Genomic DNA, 25,385 nt, shown 5'->3' with positions numbered 1-25,385 from the left:
CCGGGAAGCACCGGGCAGGCCGCCGGACGCCGCCCACGACCGAGAGGAGCGAGTCGTGAACAACCCCGCCCTCCTCGCCCTCGGCGCGACCGTGCTGTGCGGCACCCTCGCCGTCGCGGGCCTCCACACGTACGCCTCCGGCCGTGCCCAGCGACAGGCACTCGTCGACCGGCTCTCCGGCGGCGGCCCGCTGCGCACCGCGGCGGGCCGGGTACGCCGCTTCGCGGGCATCGACCGCCGGCTGCGCCGCACCCGCCTCGGCCGCACGATCCACCTGCGCCTGTCCGCGACCGGACTCGACCTGACCGCAGGGGAGTTCTTCACCTACGTCACCGCCGTCGTCGTCGCCCTCTGGCTGATCGCGGCCGCCACCCTCGCCCCCTTCTTCGGCCCGATCGCCGCGTTCGTGGGCGTCTGGAGCGCCGCCATCTTCCTCAACTGGCAGCGACAGAAACGCATCGAGGCCTTCATCAACCAACTGCCCGACGTGGCACGCCTGCTGGCGAACGCGACCGCCGCCGGACTCGCCCTGCGCACCGCCCTCGCCATGGCGGCCGAGGAACTGGAGGCCCCGGCCGGCGAGGAACTCGCCCATGTCGCCGACCAGCTGACGCTGGGCAGGACCGTCGACGACGCCCTCGCCGAACTCTCCGAACGCCTGCCCTCCCGCGAGCTGATCGTCCTCGTCACCACCCTCGTCCTCGCCAACAAGGCGGGCGGCTCGGTCGTCAGCTCCCTGCGCAACCTCACCCAGACCCTGGAGGACCGCAAGGAGACCCGCCGCGAGGTCCGCACCATGCTCTCCGAGGTGAACGCCACCGCCTTCACCGTCCCGTTCCTCGGCGTCGGCTCACTGGTGCTGATCAACTCGTCGAACGAGGGAGCCCTCGCCCGCGTCACCGGCTCCCCGCTCGGCCAAGGGCTCGTCCTGCTCGCCCTCGGCCTCTACACCGTCGGCTTCTTCGTCATCCGCCGCCTCGGCAAGATCGAAGTGTGAGGGAGGGATCACCATGCTGCCGCTGTTGCTCGCCGTCCTGATGGGCGCGGCCGTCGCGGGCGTCCTCCTGGGCATCCGCATGATCCGCGCCGAGGCCAGACTCCCCAGCGACCTCTCCCTCGCCCTGGAGGTCGGCGCGAGCCGCGTCTCCAAGGCCGACTCGGCCGTCGACCGCCTCGGCATGCGCTTCGCGCCCGCGGTGCTGCGCCTGATGGGCCCCCGCCGCGTCGACGCCAAGCGCCGCCGCATCGACATGGCGGGCAACCCCGGCGGCCTGACCCTCAACCGCTACGCGGCCCGCCGCGCCGTCTACGGCATCTTCGGCGTCGTCCTCGCCTTCGTCTTCCTCTCCAACGGACAGCTCCTCTTCGCCGCGCTGGCCCTCGCCTTCGGCCTGCTGGCCGCCGACGCCCTCATCTGGCAGGCCGTCCGCGAACGCAAGGAGGTCATCGACCGCACCCTCCCCGACTTCCTCGACGTCCTCGCCGTCGTGGTCTCCGCCGGCCTCGGCTTCCGCCAGGCCCTCGACCGGGTCGCCGAGAAGTACGAGGGCCCGTGGGCGGACGAACTGCGCATCACCCTGCGCCAGATGGACATGGGCGTCAGCCGCCGCCAGGCATTCGACGAACTGCGCAGACGCAACTCCTCCGAACAGGTCTCCCAGTTCGTCTCCGCCCTCCAGCAGGGCGAGGAACTCGGCTCCCCGATCGCCGAGACCCTCATCCAGCTCGCCACCGACATGCGCCGCACCGACGCCCAGAACGCCCGGCGCCGCGCCGCCAAGACCATCCCCAAGGCGACCATGGTGACCCTCGTCTTCATGCTCCCCGCGACGATGATCCTCATCGCGACCGGCATGTTCCTCGGGTCGGGCACCGACTTCGGCTCGATCCTGGGCCGCTGATGAACGGCCTCCGCGCCCGTGCGGGCGTCCAGTCTCCGACCCACGGCCCCCGGCCCCGTACGGGCCTCGCCGGGCGACGGAGCCTCCGCGCGGCCACCGGCCTCCGCCGCCTCGCCGGCCGGCTCCGTCCCGGCTGGCCCAAGGGCGGCGGCGCCGGGTACCTGGCGGACGACGCACCGCCCCCCGGCAGCGTCCGCCTCCAGCTCAACGCACTCCAGGCGCTGTGCCGCCAGGCCTTCGCCGTACGGCTGGCGGCCATCGCCATCGGCGCCCCCTTCGCCATGACGAACGCGGCCGACGGCCTGCCGCGCCACGCGGTCCTCGCCGCCGCCGTGCTCGGCGTCATGGGCTCGTACGCCATGCTCAGGGACTGGGAGCGCTTCGGCCCCCGGCTGCTGGCCCACCCCACCCTGATGGCCGTCGACCTGACCTTCGGAGCGGTACTCCTGCTCACCGCGTCGCCCGCCTCACCACTCGCGTACGCGACCGTCTGCACCCCCCTCCTGTCGGGCCTGCTGTACGGCTGGCGCGGCAGCGGCGTCTTCACCGGACTCCAGCTGATCGTCCTCCTCACCGTCTTCCGGGCCTGGGAACACCGTCCCGGAGCGGGGGCCAACGCTCTCCTCATCGCCGGCTTCTGCATCGGCGCCGGCATCATCGGCGTCACCCTGCGCAACCTGATGTTCCGGTTCGGCACCGCCAGCCAGGCACTGGCCGAGGCGACCTCCCGGCTCGCCGTCGCGGAAGCCGTGGAATCCGAACGGGCCCGCCTGGCACGGGAGATGCACGACTCGGTCGCCAAGACCCTGCACGGTCTCGCACTCGCGGCAGAGGCACTGGCCGGATCCGCGGACTCCGGCGACCCCGCCACGCTCAAGCGTCAGGCGGCGACGGTGGCCGACGCGGCACGCCTCGCGGCCGGCGAGTCCCGGGCCCTGCTCTGCGACCTGCGCCGTCACACCGACCTGACCGCACCGCCCGAAACCGACCTCCTCACCGAACTCCGCACCCGCACGGCCGACTTCCAGGCCCGTACGCACCTCGCCACCGACCTGCGGCACCGCGGCGGCCCTCCCGTCCTGCCCCGCACCACCGCCCGGCACGTCCTGGCGATCGCCCTCGAAGCCCTGGAGAACGTGCACCGCCACGCCGACGCCACCCACGTGACCGTCGAACTCGACGTCTCCGAACACGAGTTCGCGCTCCGGATACGGGACGACGGGTCCGGCCTTCCTCCCGGGGCGACCCTCGACGACCTCGCCGACCTGACGAGAACCGGCCACTTCGGTCTGCTCGGCATGACGGAACGGGCCGCCACCCTCGGCGCTCGCCTCCTCCTGCGCCGACCCATGCAGGGAGGCGCCGAGATCCACCTGACGCTCCCGCTCCCCGCAGCCGCCCCCCACACCCCCCGACAGGAGGCCGCTCATGCCTGACCAGGCACTCTCCGGCCCGCCCCTGCGCGTACTCGTGGCCGACGACAACCCGGTCGTCCGGGCGGGACTCACCGCCCTGCTGGGCGGCCACCCCGACATCGAGGTCGTCGCCGCGGCGGCGGACGGCGACGAGGCCCTCGAATCCGCCGCGCGCCTCCGCCCGGACGTCGTCCTCCTCGACGTCCGCATGCCCGGCACGGACGGCCTCACGGCCCTGCCCCGGCTGTCCCGGCTCGCCCCCGTGATGATGCTGACCTACAGCCGCGAACCCGAGGTGGTGGCCGAAGCGCTGCGCCGCGGCGCCTCCGGCTACCTCGTCCACGGCGAGTTCACCGCCGCCGAACTCATCACCGCGGTACGGGATGTGCGGGCGGGGCGGCCCACTGGCGCGGTTTCTCCCGGCGTTTCGCACGAACCGAACGAAATCCCTTCGCATCTGCAATCAGTTGTGGCACAGTCGTCGAAGGCTCGACTCGCACACGCGGCGGGACTGCACCGCCGCGCCCCCGGTCAGGCCGACTTCGGCCTGAGTTCAAGGGAGGTGGAGGTCATGGATCTCATCGCGTCCGGCATGAACAACCAGCAGATCGCCGCCGCCTGCTTCATCAGCGAGAAGACCGTCAAGAATCACATCAACCGCATCTTCGCAAAGCTGCACGCCTCCTCGCGCAGCGAAGCGATCGCCCAGTGGCTGGGCACGACGCGCGAGGGGTGGACCCGATGACGCCGCCCCTCGCCCCGAGCCGGGGAAGTTGGGCCCCTGGGCCCACTCGCAGTAGGCGCTCTCTCACGTACGGTGCACGGGTCGGTGATTGTGGCGTCGGGTGGGAGGGCAGGGGCCGTGGTGACGAAGGACTGGAAGCTCAGGGCGACGGTTCGCGTGGAAACCTGGGCGAGCACGGTCTCCGACCGGATGCGCGGCCGGAAGCGGGACGCCGGGGCAGGGTTCGTGGAGTATGCGGGCCTGATGATCATCATTGCGGGGATCTTCACGCTGATCGATCAACTGGGGCTGGACGGGCTGATCTCGGGCGCGATCGGGGACGCCGTGAATCAGGTCATCGGCGGCGGCTGACGGCCACAGGCCTTCGCGGCGATCAAGGGCAGACTCTCCCGATCTACATCTGGCTGACGGGGATTCTGCTCTTCGCCGCGTTCGCCTTCTTCGCGTTCGCCCAGGCAGCGTCCGCCCGCAATGGAGCTCAATCCGCGGCGGACGCTGCGGCGTTGGCTGCGGCGCAGGACGCCCGGGACGAGTTGATCGACCACCTGACGGATGCCATCGGTCAGGACGACGACTGGCTGGACTGGCTGGACGGCGGCCAGGACCTCCCCGGCACGGGTGCGGCGGCCGCGGCCCAGCAGCTGGCCGCGGAGAACGACTCGACGCTCCAAGGCGTACAACCCGTCACGAAGAACGGCTATCCCGGGTATCAGGCCGACATCCGGACCAACTACACCGTCGGCGACTCGATCATTCCCGGCACGGAGAACAAACGGGCCACGGCCCATGCCGTCGCCATCGTCAAGCCGCGTTGCGATTTCGATCCGGACGCGGATCCCGAGAAACCCGTCGAACTGAGCTGTGACGGGGAGATCGTGACCATAGATCCCGGGGACTTCGATCCGGACGACCTCCCGGACGCGTCCGTGCTGTTCTCCGTGCGACTGGCCGAGTGAGAGGAACCCGTACCCATGGACTTTCGGCACACCATGAGGGGCCGCAGCGCACTGAGCGCGGCGACGGTCCTGAGTGGCTTGCTCCTGATGGTGACGGGCTGCGGCGGAGGTGGCAGCGACGACGAGGGCAAGCCGAAGGCGGAGTCCTCTGCGCCTTCCTCGTCAGGCAAGGATGACGGGGGCGGTCAGAAGCAGTCACAGACGCCATCCGCGGACAAGGTCCTGGCGACGGCGAAGGACGGCGACATCTCCGTCACGATCAATTCTGCTGTCCGTGATGCCGGAGGCTTCGTCACGGTGTCGGGCAACGTGAGGAACGATGGTGCAAAGTCTTGGCTCGGCGCCAACTGGGTCAGTGACGAGCGGGAGTTGCGCAAGAACGGTGGCTCTCTGGCAGGTGCCAACCTGGTGGACACCCAAGGCAAGAAGAAGTACCTCGTTCTGAGGGACACCTCTGGTCGCTGCCTGTGCACGAAGTTCAGCGGTCAGATCAGCCCGGGCGGCACAGCCGAGTGGTACGCGCAATTCCCCGCTCCCCCGGAAGGCACCACCAAGGTCGACTTCCAGGTCGGCACCATGCCCCCCGCCGCCATCGAGATCTCCGAGGGCTGACCCATGGCCCTCAGCCGCCGTGGCACCGCGACGACCCTAGCCGTGCTGGTCACTCTGGGCCTCCCCTCCGGCCCGGCGTACGCCGACGACGACCCCAGCGCCCCACCCGGCAGCGTCACCACCTCCCCGCCCCCCGAAGTGGACGCCAACAGCCCCGGGCTGAAGCTCGCCGACGGCGCCACGCTCGCGCCTGCGAAGGTGCTGGACATCAAGTCCGTCGTGGAGGACCTCGGCGGAGAGGAACGCCGGGAGGACACGAACGAGGACGTGTCGTTCGCGCTCCAGGCGGAGGTGCTCTTCCCCAAGGACAGTTCGAAGCTGAACCCGGAGGCCCGTTCCCGGATCCAGGCGATCGCGGACGAGATCAAGGCCCAGAAGGCGACGACCGTGCGGGTCTTCGGCTTCACCGACAACCTCGGCTCCTACGCGCACGGGCTGACCCTGTCGAAGAAGCGTGCCGAAGCCGTCCACGACGTCCTGGCCGGGGACCTCGGCTCGACGGACATCACGTTCGAGGTGCGGGGCTACAGCGAGGACTACCCGATCGCCGACAACACCTCGGAGCAGGGCCGCAGGAAGAACCGCCGTGTGGAGGTGACGTTCCCGCGGGGCGGCTGAGGCGCGGCAGGTGGCGGCGCCGCGCCGTCGTGGTGCCGTAGGGTCCGGGACGGCCGTGGGGGAGTGACAATGAGGCGCCCCAGAACCCCGACGTCCGCCTTCGGTGAGGTGACGACCCCGTGCCAAAGATCATCCTGATGATGTCGGTGTCCCTCGACGGATTCTTTGAGGGACCGAACCGCGAGATCGACTGGCATCTCGTCGACGAGGAACTGCACGCGCACTTCAACGAGGAGATCCGGCACATGGGCGCCCTGCTGAGCGGGCGCGTGACGTACGAGCTGATGGCCGCGTTCTGGCCGACGGCCGACAAGGACCCCGACAGCCCACCCACGATGGTGGAGTTCGCCCGGATCTGGCGGAACATCCCCAAGGTGGTGTTCTCGCGGACGCTGGAGCGGGCCGAGTGGCACACCACGATCGTGCCGCAGGTCGTGCCCGAGAGCATCCGGGAGCTGAAGCAGCGGTCGCTGGGCGACCTGGGACTCGGCGGGGCCGAGCTGGCCGCCGAGTTCATGCGGCACGACCTCGTCGACGAGTTCCGGGTGTACGTGCACCCGGTGCTGCTCGGCCGGGGCAGACGCCTCTTCTCGGAGACGGACTCGATGACCCGGCTCCGGCTCGTCGAGTCACGGCCCTTCGGCAATGGGGTCGTACTGCTGCGGTACGAGCGCGCCGATGCGGACGTCACGGTCGGCGGGACGCAGGCCGGGGCCGAAGTCGGGATCAAGGGTGCCGGAGCCGGTGACAGCGGCAACACCACCGAGGCGTAATGCGGTTGTCCGCGACACCCGCCCTCGGTAGGAAGGCCGTATGACTGGACTCGGTGCCGTGTTCCGGCCCCAACTGCCTCCCGAGCGGCTCCGCTCGCTCGCGCGACTGGCGGACTCCGAAGGCCTCGAAGAACTGTGGTTGTGGGAGGACTGCTTCCTCGAAGGCGGCGTCTCCGCCGCCTCGGCCGCGCTCGCCTGGACGGAACGGCTGCGGGTGGGCGTGGGCCTGCTGCCCGTCCCCCTGCGGAACGTCGCGGTCACCGCGATGGAGGCCGCCACTCTGCACCGCCTGTTCCCGGGACGCGCGGTGCTGGGCGTGGGCCACGGCGTCCAGGACTGGATGGGGCAGGTCGGCGCGCGGGCCGAGTCGCCCGTGACCCTGCTGCGCGAGCACCTCGAGGCCCTGCGCGCCCTGCTGCGGGGCGAGCGGGTGACCACGGACGGACGGTACGTGAAGCTGGACGGCGTCGCGCTGGACTGGCCGCCTGCGGAGGTGCCCGAGGTGTTCACGGGTGCCACCGGCCCGCGCACGCTCCGGCTCGCGGGCGAGGCCGCCGACGGCACCATCCTCACCGCCTCCACCACCCCCGAAGGCGTACGCCGCGCCCGCGGCCTCATCGACGAGGGCCGGCGGGCGGCGGGCCGCACGGGACACCACCCGGTGGTCGTCTACCTCCTCACCGCCACCGGGCCGGGTGCCGCCGCCCGGCTGCGCGCCGAGATCGAGGCCGACGGCGAGAACCCGGTGCCGGACCGCGGAGTCGCCGGGGACGCGGAGGCCGTCGCCGAGGCCGTGCGGCGCCTCGCGGACGCGGGCGCCGACACCGTGGTCCTCCAGCCCACCGCCGACGAGCCCGATCCCGAGGGCTTCATCCGTTTCGCCGCGCGCGAGGTGTGCCCCCTCGTCCGCTGAGAGCCCCCGTCGGGGCGCGGGTGGGGCGGTCCCGGGCAGGGCGTCGGCTCCCGGCCCGTCCCACCAGGGCCGGTGGTCGCCCGTCGCCCCGTCGATGAGCTCCCGTACGACGTCCATGTGCCCGGCGTGCCGTGCCGTCTTTGCACCGCCGGTGTACGGCTCCTGGACGGTTCCCGGGTTCGTCGTCATGCCCGGAAGGCGGCAGCGGCCACCGACAGCGCCGCCGGGGAAAACGCGTCGCTCCGGCATGCGGCCGCTGGGAGGATGCCCGCCATGGACAACAGCAGCCGCACCTTCGAGGACCTGGTCGCCGAGGCCGCAGCCGTCTCCGTCGACGGCTGGGACTTCTCCTGGTTCGAGGGCCGGGCCACGGAGGAGCGGCCCTCGTGGGGGTACGCGAAGGCGATGGGGGAGCGACTGGCCGGCGCGAGGGCGGCGCTGGACATCCAGACCGGCGGCGGTGAAGTCCTCGACTCCGCACCGCAGTTGCCGCCGCTCATGGTGGCGACCGAGGGCTGGCCGCCGAACGTCGCCCGGGCCACCGCCCTGCTGCACCCGCGCGGCGCGGTGGTCGTCGCCTCCCCGGAGGAGGCGCCGCTCCCGTTCGCGGCCGAGGCCTTCGACCTGGTCACCAGCCGTCATCCCGTGGACACGCACTGGGCGGAGATCGCCCGGGTCCTGCGCCCCGGAGGCACCTACTTCTCCCAGCAGATCGGCCCCGCGAGCGCCGTGGAAATCGTCGAGTACTTCCTCGGACCGCAGCCGGAGGAGCGGAAGAACGCCCGTGACCCGGAGCGTGCCCGGGCCGCCGCCGAGGCCGCCGGGCTCGACGTGGTGGACCTGCGGGCGGAACGGCTGCGCATCGAGTTCTTCGACATCGGGGCCGTCGTCCACTTCCTGCGCAAGGTGATCTGGATGGTCCCCGGCTTCACCGTCGACGCGTACCGGCCCCTGCTGCGCTCGCTGCACGAGCGGATCCAGGTGGAGGGCCCGTTCGTCACCCACAGCGCCCGCTTCCTGATCGAGGCCCGCAAGCCGGCGTAGGGGTCAGGCGTGCGGTCCCGCGGTCACCGTTCCGACCACCAGTTCCGGCGTCGCCTCCAGGACCTCGCCGATCCGCTCCACGCGCTCGGCGAGCTCCCGCTCGGCGGCGGCCGTCAGCCGCCCCAGCGGCTCGACCGTGACCGTGGTGCGCCGGCCCTGGCGCTTCTGGTGCCAGACGCCGGCGACCACGCCGTCGACGAGCAGGACGGGATGGTTGCCGGCCTGGCCGCGGGCAAGGGCGCGTCGATACGCCGCCCCGGGGAACAGCACCTCGCGCGGCTGGACCGCGATGCCGTACGCGTCGAAGTACGGCAGCAGTCGCACCCCGCGCACCGGCTCCTGCGGGAACTCCGTGTCGCCCGCCACGACCCACGCCGGGCCGCCCAGGAAGTCGACCTCCTCGATCTTCCCGCTCGCGGCCAGCGAGGCGAACAGCTCGCCGGCCCAACCGCGCGGTGCGGCAGCCCACTTGGCGAAGTGCGCCGGGGTCGCGGGTCCGTACGCGGTCAGATAGCGGTGGACGAGCCGGGCGATCCCCTGTGCGCGGGCGGCCGTCTCGTCCGTGTCGAGCGGCGTGAAGTGCGGCGGCCTGGTGTAGGTGGCCTTGCGGCCCCTGTTCGGGCCGAGGCACAGCGCGCCCCGCTGGCCCGCCCGGTGCATCACCTGTCGCCAGCGCGGCCACATCCCCTGGAAGGCGGGCATCACGAGGTCGCCGGCCCAGGGTCCGGTGCGCCGTACGACCTCCTCGCTCAGCTCGTCGACGGTGAGGCGGGCGCCGTCGAGGGCGTCGCCGATCGCCGCGACGACCTCGTCCGCCTGCGCCGCGGTCAGCCGGACGGCGGGTGCGAACACGCTCGGACCGGTGGGGATCGCGGTCAACGCGGCCGTCCAGACAGGCAGTTCAGCGGTCGGCAGTAGATGCAGGGTGCCGCGCGGACCGAACGTCTTCACCAGCGACCGGTCCTCCCACAGCGCCGTGCGCACGTCCGCCCGCGTCACCCCGTCCGCGCGCACGCCGACCGACATCTCCGCCGCCGACAGGATCTGCGCGTGTGCGCCGAGCATCGCGCCGACCACCCCCGCGAGCGGTGTCCCGGCCATCGCGGGAACGGCCAGGAACTGCCGCTCCATTCGCCGCGCGCTCGCCTCGTCCCATGTGATCCTCAAGGTCATGCGGACGACGCTAGGCGGGAAAGAGGCCAGATTCTGTCCGCTTCCGTCGAAGGCGGCGAATCCGCCGAGGAGTTGACCGTGTCGAAGGGCAAGGGCCCCTACACCTGCGGTCTCGATGCCGCCGTGGACGTCGTGGGGGCAAGTGGAAGCCGATGATCCTGTGGGCGCTGCACGCTGCTGCCGCTGGGGGAATGGGGTGATCGGCGCATGGGTGAGTTGATTGACCGAAAACATCCCCATGCGGCGTCGGGTGCGTGAGATGGGCGTCCATATGTCGGATGTTCCGAGCAGCGACACACAACCGGCACAGGGTTTCCACATCGTTATCGAGGGTGGCTCGCTTCGGATGTTCGCCTCACGTAAGTTCAGACCAAGGTAATTCGCGTGAGCAAAGCTGCGCGTGTGGCACCGCGCAGAGGAGGGGGCTGCGCGGTGCTGCCTGCATTTCTGACGCGCGGTCAGGGGTGCCGCACCGTGACCCGTGCCCCGGGCCGTACGCCCCACCGTTGCATCGCCCCGGCCTCCGCCTCCAGGACGTGCCGGGCCCGTGGCCGGGGCAGGCCCACGCGACCCGGAGGCATCGTGCGCACCGCGAGGACCCGGGAGTCGCGGTCCAGATAGGCGACATCGATCGCGAACCGCATCCCGAACGTGTGCACCGAGCTCGCCGGACTCAACAGCAGTGCGCCCTCGATCCCGTCGCGACCGAGCAGTCCCCGGCGTCGGGCGCGCGCCGACAGGGCGAGTTCGAGCGGCACCGGTCCGGTCGTCCGCTCCGTCGTGAAGGTGGCCATGGGTGCGAAGCTAGCGGCCGCGTCAAGCGCACGGGCGGAGCGTCCGTCACCCGCGTGGACTACGTCGCGGCGGGTCGGTGCGGCCGGGGGTGTGCCCATCGGATCTTCTCGGATTCTTCGCGAATCCCTTGGAATCAGTTGCGATTCGGCCATGATCAGGCCCTGAATCAGAGATTCCGCCCCCACCGTGGCGTCGCCGGACGGTTTCGGAGAGTAGTTGTGGCACGCCGATGCACGCAGCATCACTTACGAAGGGTTATGGTGGAAACCCCCCCTCGGGCCGGTCCGTCTCCCCCCCACGGACCGGCCCGTTTTTCATGCCCGCGGCCGGCGGCCCGGCGGGCGCCCCCCGTGCGCCCCTGCCGCCGTACGCGCCGGCGGCGGTGACTCAGCGCCGACCGGCCCAGATGTTCGTCCCCGGCGTCGACACGGCGAACGTGTCGATCTCCTTCAGCTCCTCGTCCGTCAGCTTCGGGGCGGCCAGCGCCGCCACGTTCTCCTCCAGCTGCGCCACGCTGGACGCGCCGATGAGGGCCGAGGTCATCCGCTCGTCGCGCAGCACCCAGGCGAGCGCGAGCTGGGCGAGGGACTGGCCGCGGCGGGCCGCGATGTCGTTCAGCCCGTTCAGCCGGCGGACCACCTCGTCGCTGAGGAGGTTCGGGTCCAGCGACTTGCCCTGCGTGGCGCGCGAGCCCTCCGGGATCCCCTTGAGGTACTTGCCCGTCAGCAGGCCCTGCGCCAGCGGCACGAAGGAGATGCAGCCCATGCCGGCGTCCTCCAGCGTGTCGAGCAGGCCGTCGTCCTCGGTCCAGCGGTTGATCATCGAGTACGAGGGCTGGTGGATGAGCGGGCGGACGCCCATCCCGGTGAGGATGCGGGCCGCTTCGGCGGTCTGCTCGGCGGTGTACGACGACACGCCCACGTACAGCGCCTTGCCCTGCTGCACGGCGGACGCGAGCGCGCCCATCGTCTCCTCCAGCGGGGTGTCCGGATCGAAGCGGTGCGAGTAGAAGATGTCGACGTAGTCCACGCCCATCCGCTTCAGCGAGGCGTCCAGGGAGGACAGCAGGTACTTGCGCGAACCCCACTCGCCGTACGGCCCGGGGTGCATGAGGTAGCCCGCCTTGGTGGAGATGATCAGCTCGTCACGGTACGGCGCGAAGTCCTGGCGGAGCAGCTTGCCGAAGTTGAGCTCGGCGGAACCGGGCGGCGGACCGTAGTTGTTGGCCAGGTCGAAGTGGGTGACGCCCAGGTCGAACGCGCGGCGCAGGATCGCGCGCTGGGAACCGAGCGAACGGTCGTCGCCGAAGTTGTGCCACAGGCCCAGCGAGACGGCGGGCAGCTTGAGGCCGCTGTGCCCCGTACGGCGGTATTCCATCGAGTCGTACCGCTCCGTTGCGGCGCGGTATGCAGACATGTCGTTCATGCATACGAAACTACGACAGGCCGACGGCGCCCCGGGTGACGGCCCGGCCGGGCGCCCGGGGGTGCTCCCCGGGCAGGCGTGCTCCGGGGGTAGGCTTCGCCGACGGGGACCGCCATATGGACAGGGCTTGCGCCGAGCCGCGCACCTGTCACTTCCACACGGAGGGGCTGACAACACGTGAACCTGCGCGAAAACCTGCGCCGTCTGCTGGTCAGGTTCTATGCACGCAGGGTGGAAGGCCACCTCGACCACGACCAGGTGCCCAAGCACATCGGCGTCATCATGGACGGCAACCGGCGCTGGGCCAAGGCGGCGGGTTCCACGACCGCGCAGGGACACCGGGCCGGAGCGGACAAGATCGAGGAGTTCCTCGGCTGGTGCTCCGAGACCGACGTCGAGGTCGTCACCCTGTGGCTGCTGTCCACGGACAACTTCGACCGTCCGCAGGAGGAGCTCGTCCCGCTGCTCGGCATCATCGAGGGAGTCGTCCGCACTCTCGCCGCCGACGGCCGCTGGCGCGTGCACCACGTGGGCACGCTCGACCTGCTGCCCCCGCAGATGCAGACCGTCCTCAAGGAGGCCGAGGAGTCCACCGCGCACGTCGACGGGATACTCGTCAACGTCGCCATCGGGTACGGCGGCCGCCAGGAGATCGCCGACGCCGTGCGCTCGATGATCCTCGACGCCGCCGACAAGGGCACCTCGATGGAGGACCTCGCCGACGCCGTCGACGTCGACGCCATCGGCAAGCACCTCTACACCGGGGCCCAGCCGGATCCGGACCTGGTGATCCGCACGAGCGGCGAGCAGCGGCTGTCCGGATTCATGCTCTGGCAGACCGCCCACTCCGAGTACTACTTCTGCGAAGTCTTCTGGCCGGCCTTCCGCAAGGTCGACTTCCTGCGTGCCCTGCGCGACTACGCCGCCCGTCACCGGCGGTACGGCGGCTGATCGTGGCCGGTCCCACGGCCGGTGGAGGACGTCCCGGACCGCGGGACGGGACGCACGTCATCTGGAGTTAACGAACGCGCCGTCATATGCCGTGGCATGGCGTGGCTCGTTAAAGGGCATAAGCCTTCCAGGTCGATGCCCGAACCACGGGTGTCGTGTCTCAGCGGACGGCACGGGGCCGTCCGCCCGGGAGGCCCTTTGCACCAGCCCGACCGTGCGGTCAGTACGGACGAAGTGGAGGGCCGGTTTTCGGCCCGCGCATCGGTGCCCGAGACCGGTCCAGATCTCCTTCGTCGCTCCCCGACCTCATCCGAGGGGGTACGTCCTTCCGTGGTGACCAGCACAAAGCGCCACAAGCCAGACCGGCGCACCTATGTTCTCGACACCAGCGTCCTGCTGGCCGACCCGAGCGCCCTGAGCCGCTTCGACGAGCACGAGGTCGTGCTTCCGATCGTCGTGGTCACGGAGCTGGAGGCCAAGCGGCACCATCCCGAACTCGGCTACTTCGCCCGGCAGGCCCTCCGCCTGCTCGACGAGTTCCGGGTACGGCACGGCCGCCTCGACTCCCCCATCCCGATCGGGGACCTCGGCGGGACCGTACGCGTCGAGCTCAACCACTCGGACCCCAGCGTCCTGCCCAGCGGGTACCGCCTGGGGGACAACGACTCCCGCATCCTCGCGGTCGCCCGCAACCTGCAGGCCGAGGGGTACGACGTCACCGTCGTCTCGAAGGACCTGCCGCTCAGGATCAAGGCGTCCTCCGTCGGTCTCCTCGCCGAGGAGTACCGCGCGGAACTCGCCATCACGGGCTCGTCCGGCTGGACCGGAATGTCCGAACTGACCCTGTCCGGCGAGCAGGTGGACATCCTCTTCGAAGAGGGCCACGCGTACGTGCCCGAAGCGGCCGACCTGCCCGTCCACACGGGCCTGACGATCCAGTCGGAGCGCGGCAAGGCCCTCGGCCGTGTCACCTCCGAGGGCAACGTCCGGCTGGTACGCGGCGACCGGGAGGCCTTCGGCATCAAGGGCCGCAGCGCCGAGCAGCGCATCGCGCTCGACCTGCTGCTCGACCCCGAGGTGGGGATCGTGTCCATGGGCGGCCGGGCCGGCACCGGCAAGTCCGCGCTCGCGCTCTGCGCGGGCCTGGAGGCCGTCCTGGAGCGGCGCCAGCACCAGAAGGTGATGGTCTTCCGCCCGCTGTACGCGGTCGGCGGGCAGGAGCTCGGCTATCTGCCCGGCTCCGAGTCCGAGAAGATGGGCCCCTGGGCGCAGGCGGTCTTCGACACGCTCTCCGCGGTCACCAGCCGCGAGGTCATCGAAGAGGTCACGGCGCGCGGCATGCTGGAGGTCCTGCCGCTCACCCACATCCGGGGCCGCTCCCTCCACGACGCCTTCGTGATCGTGGACGAGGCCCAGTCCCTGGAACGGAACGTCCTGCTGACCGTGCTGTCACGGATCGGGGCGAATTCCCGGGTTGTTCTCACCCATGACGTGGCACAGAGGGACAATCTGCGTGTCGGCCGGTACGACGGAGTCGTCGCCGTCGTGGAGAAGTTGAAGGGGCATCCGCTCTTCGCGCATGTCACCCTCAATCGGTCCGAGAGGTCCCAGATTGCCGCCCTTGTGACCGAAATGCTGGAGGACGGGCAGATCTGACCCCACCTGTTCAAAGGGTGGCGGATACACGGTAGTTGGCGCCGTCCGGCAAAGGTGAAGAGCCTAGCCGGGCGGCGTCTTGGCGTGTGCTCGTTTCCGTAAAACTTCTGGGGCAAACGAGGTGTGAGCTTTCACACGCAACACAGAATTGCCTTGCGGCGTCGGGTTACGGCAGAGTCTCACTCCTGTCAGGCCCCGCATACGACACACCTGTACCCCCAGCGGTACGGCACAACAGGAACCTCAGAACTCCATAGAGCCGTCGTATGCCGCCCGCGCACCACGCGGCACTCCCCTCGCGGGAGTTGCCCACCGGGCCCGTGCCTCCCGTGACCCCGCAGTTGGGAGGCCAGCGCCAAGGGGCACGATTGCGTCCGCGAGGGTCACCTAAGCGGGCGATGCTGGAAGGAAACCGTGTGAGCCGGATTTCGGTCCGGGGATTCGCAGTGGCCTCGGCCACCGCGGTCACCGCTGTCGGAAGCGTCGTCGGAGTTGCCTCGGGCAGCACCGCTCAGCCCTCGAACGACGCCGAGGCGACGGCAAGCGACTCGACCCTCCTCGCGGACATACCCGCGGGCCAGCAGGCCCAGGTGCAGACCGCATCGCTGACGCAGCAGGCCGACGCGCAGGCGATCGCCGCCGACGCGAGCGCCAAGAAGGACGCCGAGGAGGCTGCCCGCAAGCAGGCCGCCGAGGACGCCGTCGCGAAGCAGCAGGCAGCGGAGAAGGCGGCGGAGAAGGCGGAGAAGGAAGCCAAGGAGCGCAAGGCGGCGCAGGAAGCGGCCAGCCGCTCCGCGACGCGTGACGCCTCCAGCTTCTCCGTCCAGAGCTCGTACACCGTTGCGCAGATCCAGGCGATGGCACGCCAGATGGTGCCGTCCGGCCAGTTCCAGTGCTTCAGCAACATCGTGGACCACGAGTCCAGCTGGAACTACAAGGCGGTCAACGCCTCCTCCGGCGCCTACGGCCTCTTCCAGGCACTGCCCGGCTCCAAGATGTCGTCGGTCGGTTCCGACTGGCAGACGAACCCGGCCACCCAGATCAAGTGGGGCCTCAACTACATGGACAGCCGCTACGGCAGCCCCTGTGAGGCCTGGTCGTTCTGGCAGGCGAACAACTGGTACTGAGCACCGGGCCGCACGTCGGCCGCTCGACCGCTCAACCTTGCGAAGCCCCTCCCCGTCCTAGGGGGAGGGGCTTCGGCCATGTACGGTCGGAGCCGACGACTCCAGGGGGGAGTGGTGGGGCGCAACGGGGGAAGAGGACGGATCATGTCGCGAGTGCCAGGGTGGCTCGGCCGGCTGGGCGCCGGACTGTCCGAGCTGGGGGAGCGGTTGGACGAACGCCGCGCCGAAGTGGAGAAGGAGTCCCAGGGCTCCCTGTCCGCGGAGGACGGACCGGAAGTCCCGCATGGGAGAAGAGCCCCCGAGGACGCGCAGCCCGGATCCCGGACCTCCGGGTCCGCGACCGGCGACCACCCGGTGACCGCCCCTGAGGACCACCGCCCCGCCGACGGCGCCGGGCACGGCCCCACCGGCGGCGACACCACCGCTCCCTCCGGACCCGCCCCGATCGCGTACGGTCCCGTGGCGGCCGGACGGCCCGACCCGGCGCTGGCCGTGCCGTGGGGGGTGCGGGTCGCGGCCGAGGCCGGCTGGCGGCTGCTCGTGCTCGCGGGCACCGTCTGGGTGCTGATGCGGGTCATCAGTGCCGTACAGCTCGTGGTCCTGGCCTTCGTGGCGGCGCTGCTCATCACCGCGCTGCTCCAGCCGACCGTGGCCCGCCTCAAGCGCGTCGGGGTGCCGCGCGGACTGGCCACCGCGCTCACCGCGATCCTCGGCTTCGTCATCATGGGGCTGGTCGGCTGGTTCGTGGTCTGGCAGGTCCAGGAGAACATCGACAACCTCTCCGACCAGATCCAGGACGGCATCGACGAGTTGCGCAAGTGGCTCCTCAACAGCCCGTTCCACGTGACGGACAAGCAGATCAACGAGATCGCGAAGAACCTGCGCGAGGCGGTCGGCGCGAACACCGACCAGATCACCTCGGCGGGCCTCGAAGGCGTGACCGTCATCGTCGAGGCCCTCACCGGCATCCTCCTGACGATGTTCTCGACCCTCTTCCTCCTCTACGACGGCAAGCGCATCTGGCAGTGGACGCTCAAGCTCGTCCCGGCCGCCGCCCGGCCCGGTGTCGCGGGAGCGGGCCCGCGGGCGTGGCGCACCCTGACGGCGTACGTCCGCGGCACGGTGATCGTCGCGCTGATCGACGCCATCTTCATCGGCCTCGGCATCTACTTCCTCGACGTGCCGATGGCCGTGCCGCTCGCCGTGTTCATCTTCCTCGGCGCGTTCATCCCGCTCGTGGGCGCGGTGATCTCCGGTGCGCTGGCGGTCGTCGTGGCCCTGGTGACGCAGGGTGTCTTCACCGCGGTCATGACGCTGGTCGTCGTGCTCGCCGTGCAGCAGATCGAGGGACACATCCTCCAGCCGTTCATCCTCGGCCGGGCGGTACGGGTGCATCCGCTGGCCGTGGTGCTGTCCGTCGCCGCGGGCGGCATGGTCGCCGGGATCGGCGGAGCGGTGGTCGCGGTGCCGCTCGTCGCGGTCACCAACACCGTGGTGGTGTACCTGCGTTCGTACGCCCAGGAGGCGTCCCGCCGCCATGCCCCGGAGCCGCGGGGCGCCACCGCGCTGGACGCGGCCTCCACGAGTTCCTCGACGCCGTAGCGGATCCCAAAGGGGAGCTGGTCGAGCCCGTCCGGCGGTTGAGGACGAGGCCGTCAGGTCGATCCGGGGGTCTGGGGGCGGAGACCCCAGGGACAAGGGACGGGTAGGGGCGGAGGGAGCGAAAACACCTCGCCCCGCCCACCGGGGACGGTGGACGGGGCAAAGGGAGGACCCGGAGGATCAGCCGGCGAGGACCGCCTCGGCGTCCAGCGTCGTGGCGACGGCCTGAAGCACCGCAGCGATCTTGAACGCTTCCTGGATGGTCTCCCGGTCGACACCGGCCTTGCGGAGCACCTGCTCGTGCGAGTCGAGGCACTGCCCGCAGCCGTTCACGGCGGACACGGCGAGCGACCAGAGCTCGAAGTCGACCTTCTCGACACCGGGGTTGCCGATGACGTTCATCCGCAGCCCGGCCCGCAGCGTCCCGTACTCCGGGTCGGAGAGCAGGTGCCGCGTCCGGTAGAAGACGTTGTTCATCGCCATGACGGCGGCCGCGGCCTTGGCGGCCGTGTACGCCTCCGGCGACATCTGGGCCTTCGCCTCGGGCTCCAGCTCACGCAGCACCCGCGGGGACCGCGACGCGATGGCGCAGGCGAGCACGGTGCCCCACAGCTGCTGCTGCGGAAGGTCGCTGTTGCCGATGACCGAGCCCAGGTTCAGGCGCAGGTCCTTGGCGTAGTCCGGCAGGGCGGACTTCAGTTCGTCGAGGGCCATGAAAGGTCACTCACCGGCCAGCAGCGCGACCGGGTCGAGGGTGTTCTCGCCCTTGGTCCAGTTGCACGGGCACAGCTCGTCGGTCTGCAGGGCGTCCAGGACCCGCAGGACCTCCTTGGGGTTACGGCCGACGGAACCGGCGGTCACCATGGAGAACTGGATCTCGTTGTTCTGGTCGACGATGAACACGGCACGCTTGGCGAAGCCGTCCTCGCCCTCGATGCCGAGGTCACGCATGAGCTCGTGCTTCGAGTCGGCCATCATCGGGAAGGGCAGGTCGCGCAGGTCGTCGTGGTCCTTGCGCCAGGCGTGGTGCACGAACTCGGAGTCGCCGGAGAAGCCGAGGACCTGGGCGTCACGGTCGGCGAACTCGTCGTTCAGCTTGCCGAAGGCCGCGATCTCGGTCGGGCACACGAAGGTGAAGTCCTTGGGCCACGCAAAGACGATCTTCCACTGGCCCTCGTAGGTCTTGTGGTTGATCTGCTCGAACTCCTTGCCCTTCTCCAGCGAGACACAGGCAGTCAGGTCGAACTCGGGGAACTTGTCACCGACAGTGAGCACACGCTCTCCTTGCAGCGAGGAAAGACCCCTTTTGAGGGCGTTTCCCATGGGTTGGACGAAGCTGATGTTGGCACAGGCTGCATTGATTGCGGAAATAGCTACACTCGGTCAGGTTGATCGGCAACAGCTATCAGTGACTACGAGTGAAGAGGTACGGGCATGGCGAGCCCCATCGGCAAGACGGGCCCCAAGGGGAACGGGCGCCGCCAGCCCAGTCTCGCCCAGCTGCGCGCCTTCGCCGCCGTGGCCGAGCACCTGCACTTCCGTGATGCCGCCGCAGCGATCGGCATGAGCCAGCCCGCCCTGTCCGGCGCGGTCTCGGTGCTGGAGGAGACCCTCGGCGTGACGCTGCTGGAGCGTACGACGCGCAAGGTGCTCCTCTCGCCCGCCGGTGAACGCCTCGCCGTACGGGCGAAGGCCGTGCTCGACGAGGTCGGGGCGCTGCTGGAGGAGGCCGAGGCGGTGCGGGCGCCGTTCACCGGGGCCCTGCGTCTCGGCGTCATCCCCACCGTCGCGCCCTACCTCCTGCCCACCGTCCTCAGGCTCGTCCACGACCGCTACCCCGACCTCGACCTCCAGGTCCACGAGGAGCAGACCTCGAGCCTGCTGGAGGGCCTCGCGGTCGGCCGGCTCGACCTGCTGCTGCTCGCCGTGCCGCTCGGCGTGCCCGGAGTGGTCGAACTCCCGCTGTTCGACGAGGACTTCGTCCTGGTCACCCCGCTGGACCACTGGCTGGGCGGCCGGGAGGGCATCCCCCGCGAAGCGCTGCGCGAACTCAACCTCCTGCTGCTCGACGAAGGTCACTGCCTGCGCGACCAGGCCCTCGACATCTGCCGTGAGGCCGGCCGGGCCGACGCTCCCGTCACCACCACCGCCGCCGGACTCTCCACGCTCGTCCAGCTCGTCGCCGGCGGCCTCGGCGTGACGCTGCTGCCGCGCACCGCCGTCAAGGTCGAGACGACCCGCAGCAACCAGCTGCTCACCGGATACTTCGCCGATCCGGCGCCGACCCGTCGTATCGCCCTCGCCATGCGGGCGGGCGCCGCACGGGGCACGGAGTACGAGGAACTCGCGGCGGCACTGCGCGAAGCGCTGTGCCCGCTGCCCGTCCGGGTGCTGGGCGCGGACGCCTGACGGCGGTGCAGAGTCGGTCAACCGGACGACCGATGAAGGCTATTGAGGGACGGGATACTTCAACTTCCGTCAGGTAGTGCGACTCTCGCTGAGATATGCCCCCGGACTGATACACATTCCACTTCAGCGTGATGCATCAGGCATCTGTGCGAAGTTCGAGAAGTGTCGGAATCTCCAAGGGGAGTGATGTCGGGCATTCGGGATTCCCTTGGCCGGGTCGGATTCGACCTGCTGTCGCACGCCCTCACCGAGTGCCAGGACTCGCGGGCGACGGGGAGACTGCGGGTGTCCGGCAGGCCCGGGGGTGCCTTCCATCTCCGGGACGGACTCGTCGTCGCGGTCGAGAGCCCCGGCGCACCGGGGCCGGAGGCCAGGCTGCTGCGGACCGGGCGCGTCAGCGGCGAGCAGTGGGCGGAGCTGCTCCGGGAGAACGAGGGCACGCGCTGGCCGCAGGCCGGACTGATCGCCCACGGGTACGCGGGGGCCGCGCAGCTCAGGGTCGTCTGTGTGATGGCCACGCAGGACGCGGCCTTCGCGATCGTCGCCGGACGGGTCGACGGCTGTGCCCCGCTCGACGCCGCCGAGCCGTCGGCTCCGGTCGCCGTGGGGGAACCGCCCGGACGGCTGCTCCAGGAGGCGACACGGAAACTGGCCGCCGTCGCCGCCCTGCCGTGCCCCGTGCGGCCGGAGCGCGAACGGCCCGTGCCCACGCCGGCCGCCGACGGTGCCGACGCCCTTCTCCCCGAGCTCCAGCGGGAGCTGCTGGCCCACGCCGACGGGCGGCGGACCGCTCGTGACATCGCCTTCGCGACCGGCCTCGGTGTCTACACAGTCACCGTCGCGATGGCCCGCATGCTCGGCGACGGCCTGCTGGAGCTCGCCGGGGACTCCGGGGCCGTCGCCCCGATCAGCATTCAGGTCACCGGACCGATAGCCGCCCGGACTCCGCCGGCCACCGGCACGCCGGGCCACCGCCCGCCGCAGGAGGAGTCGCCCGGGCGCACCTACGCCGAGCGGACCGGGGCGGACGAGCCCGCCGACGCGGGCGGCACGCGGGCGGAGCCCGCCGGCGCGGAGCCGGGCGGTGCGGAGCCGGGCGGCGCGGATCCCGGTGACGCCGGGCCCTTGGACGGTGATCCCGCCGGGGGTGGCCCCGCCGAGGGCGGGGCCACCGGGGCCGAGCCCACGGGCACCGAGCGGCCGGAGGCCGGGCGCGGTGGTGAGGACCCCGCCGACACCGATCGGTCGGACGCCGCGAGCACCGGTGCCGGGTCCGTCGGCGCCGAGCGGTCCGAGCCCGGCGGCGGAGGCGAGCCCGTCGCCGGGCGGTCCCAGGAGAGCGGCACGCTTCCCGAGCCCGCGGACGCCGAGAGTCCCGAGGCCGGCGGCACCCTTCCCGAGTCCGTCGACGTCGAGCGGTCCCAGGAGGGCCGTACCCTTCCCCAACCCGTCGGTACCGAGCGGTCCGCGGGCGGAAGCACCCCTCCCGCGTCTCCCGAGTCCGCCGAGGCCGACCCCGCCGACGCCGGGCGCGCCGATGCCGACCCGGCCGACGCGGAGTGGCCCTACGCCCGGTGGGCCGACGCCGGGTGGCCCGAGATCCGTTGGCCCGAGACCGGGTGGCCCGAGTCCGAGGGCACCCCCGCCGAGCAGGCCGGGCCCGGGCAGTCCGGGACCACTGCGCCGGGACCCGAGGAGCCGGCTGTGTCCGAGCCGTCGGCCGGGGCCGAACACACCGCGGGCGAGCCCGGATCGCCGGGCGGCCCCCCTTCCCCCCACGCGCCGTCGCTGCCCCGGCGCAAGCCAGGGGCGAGCGGCATCACCGAGACTCTCGCCCCGGAAACGGCCGGGGGGAGCTGGAAAGGGTTCTTCCGTCTGCGCAACCGGATCTGGACCCCGGATTCCGGTACCTGACATTCCCGGAGAACCGCGTAGTGGACGCGCGCTCGTCAGCGCGAGAACAAGCAAATGCGATCAGCTGTCAGGGAGTTCGGCACATGAATCACGAGGCACTGGCGATGGAAATGAGAGGCCTGCGGGAGCAGGTCACCGGAATCACCGACACGGCCGTGGCGGCCGCGGACGGAATGCTCATCGCGGCGGACACCGCAGCCACCATCGACCCGGAGGGGCTCGCCGCGATCGCCGCGGCGGGCCTGGGCATCGCCCGGCGCGCCGCCGAGGCGACGGGCCGGGGCACGTTTCGGCAGACGGTGACGTACGGCAGTCAGGGCTGCGCGGCCTTCTACGCCGTCGGTGACACGGCGCTGATGGTCGTGCTCGGTGACGAGGGCATCGACATCGAGCGACTGCACGAGGAGACCCGGCCGGCACTCGGACGCATCGGGTCGATCCTGACCGCGACCGAAGGAGCTTGAGAGGATGGCGAGCAAGCGGATGACATCGGGATTCTCCGACCAGGTCATGGGCCTGGTGAAGGCACTGCGTACCGACGCACCGGACTGCGTCGCCTCGGGCGTCGTCGACATGGCGACCGGGATGCTGCTGTCGTACGAGACCGTCGACAACCACCCGCCCGAGGTGCTGGACCTGCTCGCGGGCGCGACCCTCGACCTGTTCCAGGGGCGCACGGTGCAGATGATCGAGGACGTGTTCAAGGAACGCCGCGGCATCGAGAGCGACCAGCATTTCTTCCAGGAGATCCTGGTGAACAGCGACAACCTCACGCACCTGTTCGTGCGCATGAGCGAGCAGCAGGACGTGGTCGCCGTGGTCGTCTGCCGCAAGTCGGTGAACGTCGGCATGCTCTTCGCCCAGACCCGGCGCGTGGTGCGGGAGTACGGACTCTGAACGCCGACGGGCGGCCCCTCCCCGGAGAGGGAGGGGCCGCCCGTGCCCGGCGCCGGCCGGCTACTCCGTGCGCAGCCCGTCCGGCCGCATCAGACGGATGAGCGGCGGCAGGCTGAGCGCCGTCACCAGCACCACGACCGCCGCGCCGATGCCCGTCATCGACAGCACGCTCGCCCAGTCCACGCCGACCGGCGTGCTGGTCATCTTGAGCAGCACCGTGCCGAGCGTCAGGCCGACGACCGACGCCAGCGCCAGGCCCAGCGTGATGGGGATCGCGGTCTGCCACAGCACCGACAGGCTCAGCGTGCGGCGCCGGGTGCCGAAGGCGACCAGCGACGACAGCAGCTTCTTGCGCTCGCGCAGCTGCTCCAGCTGGGAGACCAGCAGACTCGCCCCGATGAGCACGAGGACACAGGTCGCGCCGACGAACAGGCCGGTGCGGATGGACGTGAACCGCTTCGACTGGGTCGACTGGCTCCAGGTGATGGGATCGGCGAGCGGGTCGATCTCCGCCGCGGTGTTGCGGACCAGCTCTCGTACGTCCGGCACCGACTCGTCGAGCGCGAGGAACACGGTTCCGTACAGGGCCGGTTCCGCCTTCTCGGGCAGCGCGGCCGGGGTGAACAGGAAGCCTCCGCGCTCGTCACCCTGCGGATCCTTGCGCGTGGCCGCCTCCCGGACCCCCTTCGGCACCGTCCAGGCGATCTCCTTGCCCTTGTTGTCGCTGCCGTAGGACGGGTCGATGTAGAGCTTGGTGCCGGCCTTGTCGAGCTGGTCGGTGTACTCGTCCCAGTGGGCGTTCGGCACGGCGAAGACGTCGCCGTCCTTGCAGGAGGGCAGCCGGGCGACCTCGCGCAGGGCAGCACAGTCGCCGACGGTCACGGACGACTGGCGCTCGGGCTCGTTCCTGCCGTCGCCGACCTGGCTGTTGGCCAGGGCGACGGTGTTCCGGACACCCTTGGTCGCGGAGAGGCGCCGGGCGACCTCGCTCGCCGGGACGCCGTCGGGCACCTCCACGGACATCTGGGCCCGGGTGAGGTCGTTCTTGCTGACCTTGGTGTAGTCGCTGTCGACGCCGGCGAACAGCATCTGCAGGGCGATCGCGCCGGCCACCGCCACCGCGATGCCGTTGACCATGCGGGCCGCGGTGCCGCTGCTCAACTGGAGCCTGCGGATCGCCAGTTGCCAGGCGACTCCGCCGGAGTTCAGCCGGGAGACGACCGCCTCGACGACCCAGGGGAGCAGGGCGGTGATGCCGACCAGCAGCAGCATGACGCCGCCGATGACGAGGTACTGGTTGAAGTCCCCGTTCTCGCGACCCTGCCCGATCATCGGGTAGAGGAGCGCGAGACCGCCCAGCGGCAGCAGCAGCCGCCACCAGAGCCGGCGTCGCGAGGGCCGGGCCGTACGGACCACGCCCAGCGGCTCGATGACGACCCCGCGCAGCGCGAACAGCGTCACGGCGACGGCGGCGGCCGGCACGGCGACGGCGACCAGTGCCACCAGGCCGGGTGCCGGATTGAGGTCACCGGGGAACACGCTGACCCGGAAGACCTCCATCATTCCGGCGAGCTGACGTCCGATCAGGAAGAACCCGGCGCCGAGCACCAGCCCGACCAGAGCTCCGGCCAGCGCCTCGCCCGCCGCGATCCGCCGCGTCATCCGTCCGTCCGCGCCGACCAGCCGGAGCGCCGCGAGCCTGCGGTCGCGCCGCTCGCCGCCGAACCGTACGGCCGCCGCGATGAAGACGCCGACCGGCATCAGGAGCACCACGAAGACGATCAGGACGAGCAGCAGCAGGACGGGGTCCATCGCCTCGGACGGGTTGTTGTCGGCCCCGAAGGAGTCGATGCGTTCGATCCGGCCGGCCGTCTGCGAGGTCGTCTTCAGGCTGTCGGAGCCCGCGTAGTAGGCGAGTTCGTGGGGGTCGACGAGACCGCTGTCGGCGATCGTCCCGGTGATGCGGTAGTGCAGGCGTTCGCGCAGCAGCTTGGCGTCCGGGGACTTGAGCAGCCGGTCCAGGGCGGGCGAGACGACCATGTCGCCGGCCGCGGGGAACTCCTTCAGCCCGGGCGGCAGCGGGGCCCCGGGGCCCTCGGGCCGCAGGACCCGTCCGCGTACGTCCTTGTCGTGGAAGGTGGTACCGGCGGTCGCGACGAGCAGCGTGCGGTCCGACTTCTTCACGACGTCCGAGCGGAACGTCATGTCGTTGCGGCTCTGCTCCCGGTCGTGGCGGGAGGCCAGAGCGCTCGGTATGGCCGTGGTGAGCAGCAGCAGGGCCACCCCGAGGCCGACCCCGACGGCGGTGAGCAGCACGCGCACCCAGGCCTCGCGACCACCGGTCAACGCGAACCTGGCACCCATGACGAGGTCACGGGACCACTGCCGCAGGCCGCGCGGGACACGCGGCTCCCCGGCGGACGCGGCGACGGGCGAGGGGAGGGGCGGGGCCTTTGCCG

General features: G+C 71.0%; 25 protein-coding genes. 19 read left to right on the top strand and 6 right to left on the bottom strand.

Features of this window, described 5'->3' with window-relative positions:
• Positions 1 to 55: 55 nt before the first annotated feature.
• The 11 genes from ABEB03_RS44460 to ABEB03_RS44410 all read left to right on the top strand — a co-directional run bounded on the left by ABEB03_RS44460 (position 56) and on the right by ABEB03_RS44410 (position 8,977).
• Positions 56 to 997, top strand: coding sequence for a type II secretion system F family protein (locus ABEB03_RS44460; RefSeq protein WP_345658832.1), 942 nt, complete (start codon positions 56 to 58; stop codon positions 995 to 997).
• Positions 998 to 1,010: 13 nt separating this feature from the next.
• Positions 1,011 to 1,901 (top strand): DUF5936 domain-containing protein, encoded by an 891-nt coding sequence (locus ABEB03_RS44455; RefSeq protein ID WP_345658831.1) that lies wholly within the window; start codon positions 1,011 to 1,013, stop codon positions 1,899 to 1,901.
• Entirely contained in the window at positions 1,901 to 3,337 is a 1,437-nt protein-coding gene (locus ABEB03_RS44450; protein ID WP_345658830.1) for a sensor histidine kinase, read from the top strand. The genes ABEB03_RS44455 and ABEB03_RS44450 overlap by 1 nt, the downstream gene beginning before the upstream one ends.
• A complete protein-coding gene (locus ABEB03_RS44445) occupies positions 3,330 to 4,061 on the top strand; it encodes a response regulator transcription factor (RefSeq protein WP_345658829.1) in 732 nt (243 codons plus the stop codon). The genes ABEB03_RS44450 and ABEB03_RS44445 overlap by 8 nt, the downstream gene beginning before the upstream one ends.
• A 117-nt stretch (positions 4,062 to 4,178) precedes the next feature.
• Positions 4,179 to 4,412 (top strand): hypothetical protein, encoded by a 234-nt coding sequence (locus ABEB03_RS44440; protein ID WP_051370979.1) that lies wholly within the window; start codon positions 4,179 to 4,181, stop codon positions 4,410 to 4,412.
• Entirely contained in the window at positions 4,409 to 5,017 is a 609-nt protein-coding gene (locus ABEB03_RS44435; protein WP_345658844.1) for a pilus assembly protein TadG-related protein, read from the top strand. Before ABEB03_RS44440 ends, ABEB03_RS44435 begins: the two co-directional genes overlap by 4 nt.
• A 15-nt stretch (positions 5,018 to 5,032) precedes the next feature.
• The gene (locus ABEB03_RS44430; protein ID WP_345658828.1) at positions 5,033 to 5,629 is read left to right on the top strand and encodes a hypothetical protein; all 597 of its coding nucleotides are present in this window, start codon (positions 5,033 to 5,035) and stop codon (positions 5,627 to 5,629) included.
• A gap of 3 nt (positions 5,630 to 5,632) precedes the next feature.
• Positions 5,633 to 6,247 (top strand): OmpA family protein, encoded by a 615-nt coding sequence (locus ABEB03_RS44425; RefSeq protein ID WP_345658827.1) that lies wholly within the window; start codon positions 5,633 to 5,635, stop codon positions 6,245 to 6,247.
• Positions 6,248 to 6,366: 119 nt separating this feature from the next.
• Positions 6,367 to 7,020, top strand: coding sequence for a dihydrofolate reductase family protein (locus ABEB03_RS44420; protein WP_345658826.1), 654 nt, complete (start codon positions 6,367 to 6,369; stop codon positions 7,018 to 7,020).
• Between the two features lie 40 nt (positions 7,021 to 7,060).
• A complete protein-coding gene (locus ABEB03_RS44415; RefSeq protein WP_345658825.1) occupies positions 7,061 to 7,933 on the top strand; it encodes an LLM class flavin-dependent oxidoreductase in 873 nt (290 codons plus the stop codon).
• A gap of 273 nt (positions 7,934 to 8,206) precedes the next feature.
• Positions 8,207 to 8,977 (top strand): class I SAM-dependent methyltransferase, encoded by a 771-nt coding sequence (locus ABEB03_RS44410; protein WP_425589391.1) that lies wholly within the window; start codon positions 8,207 to 8,209, stop codon positions 8,975 to 8,977.
• 3 nt (positions 8,978 to 8,980) lie between these two features.
• Here ABEB03_RS44410 and ABEB03_RS44405 read toward each other — a convergent pair whose 3' ends face one another.
• The 3 genes from ABEB03_RS44405 to mgrA all read right to left on the bottom strand — a co-directional run bounded on the left by ABEB03_RS44405 (position 8,981) and on the right by mgrA (position 12,370).
• The gene (locus ABEB03_RS44405) at positions 8,981 to 10,150 is read right to left on the bottom strand and encodes a winged helix DNA-binding domain-containing protein (protein WP_345658822.1); all 1,170 of its coding nucleotides are present in this window, start codon (positions 10,148 to 10,150) and stop codon (positions 8,981 to 8,983) included.
• A 458-nt stretch (positions 10,151 to 10,608) separates the two neighbouring features.
• Positions 10,609 to 10,944: a DUF192 domain-containing protein gene (locus ABEB03_RS44400; RefSeq protein ID WP_345658821.1), complete on the bottom strand. Its 336-nt coding sequence runs from the start codon at positions 10,942 to 10,944 to the stop codon at positions 10,609 to 10,611.
• Between the two features lie 388 nt (positions 10,945 to 11,332).
• Positions 11,333 to 12,370 (bottom strand): L-glyceraldehyde 3-phosphate reductase, encoded by a 1,038-nt coding sequence (gene mgrA / locus ABEB03_RS44395; protein ID WP_345658819.1) that lies wholly within the window; start codon positions 12,368 to 12,370, stop codon positions 11,333 to 11,335.
• A gap of 177 nt (positions 12,371 to 12,547) precedes the next feature.
• On the opposite strand from mgrA, the gene ABEB03_RS44390 reads away from it, so the two are divergent.
• The 4 genes from ABEB03_RS44390 to ABEB03_RS44375 all read left to right on the top strand — a co-directional run bounded on the left by ABEB03_RS44390 (position 12,548) and on the right by ABEB03_RS44375 (position 17,706).
• A complete protein-coding gene (locus tag ABEB03_RS44390; RefSeq protein ID WP_345658818.1) occupies positions 12,548 to 13,321 on the top strand; it encodes an isoprenyl transferase in 774 nt (257 codons plus the stop codon).
• 330 nt (positions 13,322 to 13,651) lie between these two features.
• Positions 13,652 to 14,977, top strand: a complete 1,326-nt coding sequence (locus ABEB03_RS44385) for a PhoH family protein (protein ID WP_345658817.1) — start codon at positions 13,652 to 13,654, stop codon at positions 14,975 to 14,977.
• Between the two features lie 398 nt (positions 14,978 to 15,375).
• Positions 15,376 to 16,104, top strand: a complete 729-nt coding sequence (locus ABEB03_RS44380; RefSeq protein ID WP_345658816.1) for an aggregation-promoting factor C-terminal-like domain-containing protein — start codon at positions 15,376 to 15,378, stop codon at positions 16,102 to 16,104.
• A gap of 144 nt (positions 16,105 to 16,248) precedes the next feature.
• Positions 16,249 to 17,706, top strand: coding sequence for an AI-2E family transporter (locus ABEB03_RS44375; protein ID WP_345658814.1), 1,458 nt, complete (start codon positions 16,249 to 16,251; stop codon positions 17,704 to 17,706).
• 180 nt (positions 17,707 to 17,886) lie between these two features.
• On the opposite strand, the gene ABEB03_RS44370 is transcribed toward ABEB03_RS44375, so the two are convergent.
• Both ABEB03_RS44370 and ABEB03_RS44365 read right to left on the bottom strand, forming a co-directional pair.
• Entirely contained in the window at positions 17,887 to 18,420 is a 534-nt protein-coding gene (locus ABEB03_RS44370; RefSeq protein ID WP_345658813.1) for an alkyl hydroperoxide reductase, read from the bottom strand.
• Between the two features lie 6 nt (positions 18,421 to 18,426).
• Complete coding sequence (locus tag ABEB03_RS44365; protein ID WP_028804634.1) at positions 18,427 to 18,981, bottom strand: peroxiredoxin; 555 nt, start codon at positions 18,979 to 18,981, stop codon at positions 18,427 to 18,429.
• Between the two features lie 159 nt (positions 18,982 to 19,140).
• Here ABEB03_RS44365 and ABEB03_RS44360 point away from each other — a divergent pair, with 159 nt between their 5' ends.
• The 4 genes from ABEB03_RS44360 (at position 19,141) to ABEB03_RS44345 (ending at position 22,926) form a co-directional block, all read left to right on the top strand.
• Entirely contained in the window at positions 19,141 to 20,115 is a 975-nt protein-coding gene (locus tag ABEB03_RS44360) for a LysR substrate-binding domain-containing protein (RefSeq protein WP_345658812.1), read from the top strand.
• 186 nt (positions 20,116 to 20,301) lie between these two features.
• Positions 20,302 to 22,029, top strand: a complete 1,728-nt coding sequence (locus ABEB03_RS44355; protein WP_345658811.1) for a hypothetical protein — start codon at positions 20,302 to 20,304, stop codon at positions 22,027 to 22,029.
• Positions 22,030 to 22,112: 83 nt separating this feature from the next.
• Complete coding sequence (locus tag ABEB03_RS44350) at positions 22,113 to 22,493, top strand: roadblock/LC7 domain-containing protein (RefSeq protein ID WP_028804636.1); 381 nt, start codon at positions 22,113 to 22,115, stop codon at positions 22,491 to 22,493.
• Positions 22,494 to 22,497: 4 nt separating this feature from the next.
• Positions 22,498 to 22,926 (top strand): hypothetical protein, encoded by a 429-nt coding sequence (locus ABEB03_RS44345; RefSeq protein ID WP_345658810.1) that lies wholly within the window; start codon positions 22,498 to 22,500, stop codon positions 22,924 to 22,926.
• A 60-nt stretch (positions 22,927 to 22,986) separates the two neighbouring features.
• On the opposite strand, the gene ABEB03_RS44340 is transcribed toward ABEB03_RS44345, so the two are convergent.
• On the bottom strand, positions 22,987 to 25,290 hold the full coding sequence (locus tag ABEB03_RS44340; RefSeq protein WP_345658843.1) for an ABC transporter permease: 2,304 nt from the start codon (positions 25,288 to 25,290) through the stop codon (positions 22,987 to 22,989).
• Positions 25,291 to 25,385: the final 95 nt, after the last annotated feature.

Origin of the sequence: Streptomyces siamensis (genome assembly GCF_039543605.1) — a bacterium.
Classification (GTDB): domain Bacteria; phylum Actinomycetota; class Actinomycetes; order Streptomycetales; family Streptomycetaceae; genus Streptomyces; species Streptomyces siamensis.
This window is presented reverse-complemented; position numbering and strand designations above follow the sequence as displayed.

Coding starts and splice junctions, on each gene's coding strand:
- ABEB03_RS44455 (WP_345658831.1), top strand. CDS start 1,011: ATGCTGCCGCTGTTGCTCGCCGTCCTGATGGGCGCGGCCGTCGCGGGC.
- ABEB03_RS44450 (WP_345658830.1), top strand. CDS start 1,901: ATGAACGGCCTCCGCGCCCGTGCGGGCGTCCAGTCTCCGACCCACGGC.
- ABEB03_RS44445 (WP_345658829.1), top strand. CDS start 3,330: ATGCCTGACCAGGCACTCTCCGGCCCGCCCCTGCGCGTACTCGTGGCC.
- ABEB03_RS44430 (WP_345658828.1), top strand. CDS start 5,033: ATGGACTTTCGGCACACCATGAGGGGCCGCAGCGCACTGAGCGCGGCG.
- ABEB03_RS44425 (WP_345658827.1), top strand. CDS start 5,633: ATGGCCCTCAGCCGCCGTGGCACCGCGACGACCCTAGCCGTGCTGGTC.
- ABEB03_RS44415 (WP_345658825.1), top strand. CDS start 7,061: ATGACTGGACTCGGTGCCGTGTTCCGGCCCCAACTGCCTCCCGAGCGG.
- ABEB03_RS44410 (WP_425589391.1), top strand. CDS start 8,207: ATGGACAACAGCAGCCGCACCTTCGAGGACCTGGTCGCCGAGGCCGCA.
- ABEB03_RS44405 (WP_345658822.1), bottom strand. CDS start 10,150: ATGACCTTGAGGATCACATGGGACGAGGCGAGCGCGCGGCGAATGGAG.
- ABEB03_RS44400 (WP_345658821.1), bottom strand. CDS start 10,944: ATGGCCACCTTCACGACGGAGCGGACGACCGGACCGGTGCCGCTCGAA.
- mgrA (WP_345658819.1), bottom strand. CDS start 12,370: ATGAACGACATGTCTGCATACCGCGCCGCAACGGAGCGGTACGACTCG.
- ABEB03_RS44380 (WP_345658816.1), top strand. CDS start 15,376: ATGCTGGAAGGAAACCGTGTGAGCCGGATTTCGGTCCGGGGATTCGCA.
- ABEB03_RS44375 (WP_345658814.1), top strand. CDS start 16,249: ATGTCGCGAGTGCCAGGGTGGCTCGGCCGGCTGGGCGCCGGACTGTCC.
- ABEB03_RS44370 (WP_345658813.1), bottom strand. CDS start 18,420: ATGGCCCTCGACGAACTGAAGTCCGCCCTGCCGGACTACGCCAAGGAC.
- ABEB03_RS44360 (WP_345658812.1), top strand. CDS start 19,141: ATGGCGAGCCCCATCGGCAAGACGGGCCCCAAGGGGAACGGGCGCCGC.
- ABEB03_RS44355 (WP_345658811.1), top strand. CDS start 20,302: ATGTCGGGCATTCGGGATTCCCTTGGCCGGGTCGGATTCGACCTGCTG.
- ABEB03_RS44350 (WP_028804636.1), top strand. CDS start 22,113: ATGAATCACGAGGCACTGGCGATGGAAATGAGAGGCCTGCGGGAGCAG.
- ABEB03_RS44345 (WP_345658810.1), top strand. CDS start 22,498: ATGGCGAGCAAGCGGATGACATCGGGATTCTCCGACCAGGTCATGGGC.
- ABEB03_RS44340 (WP_345658843.1), bottom strand. CDS start 25,290: ATGGGTGCCAGGTTCGCGTTGACCGGTGGTCGCGAGGCCTGGGTGCGC.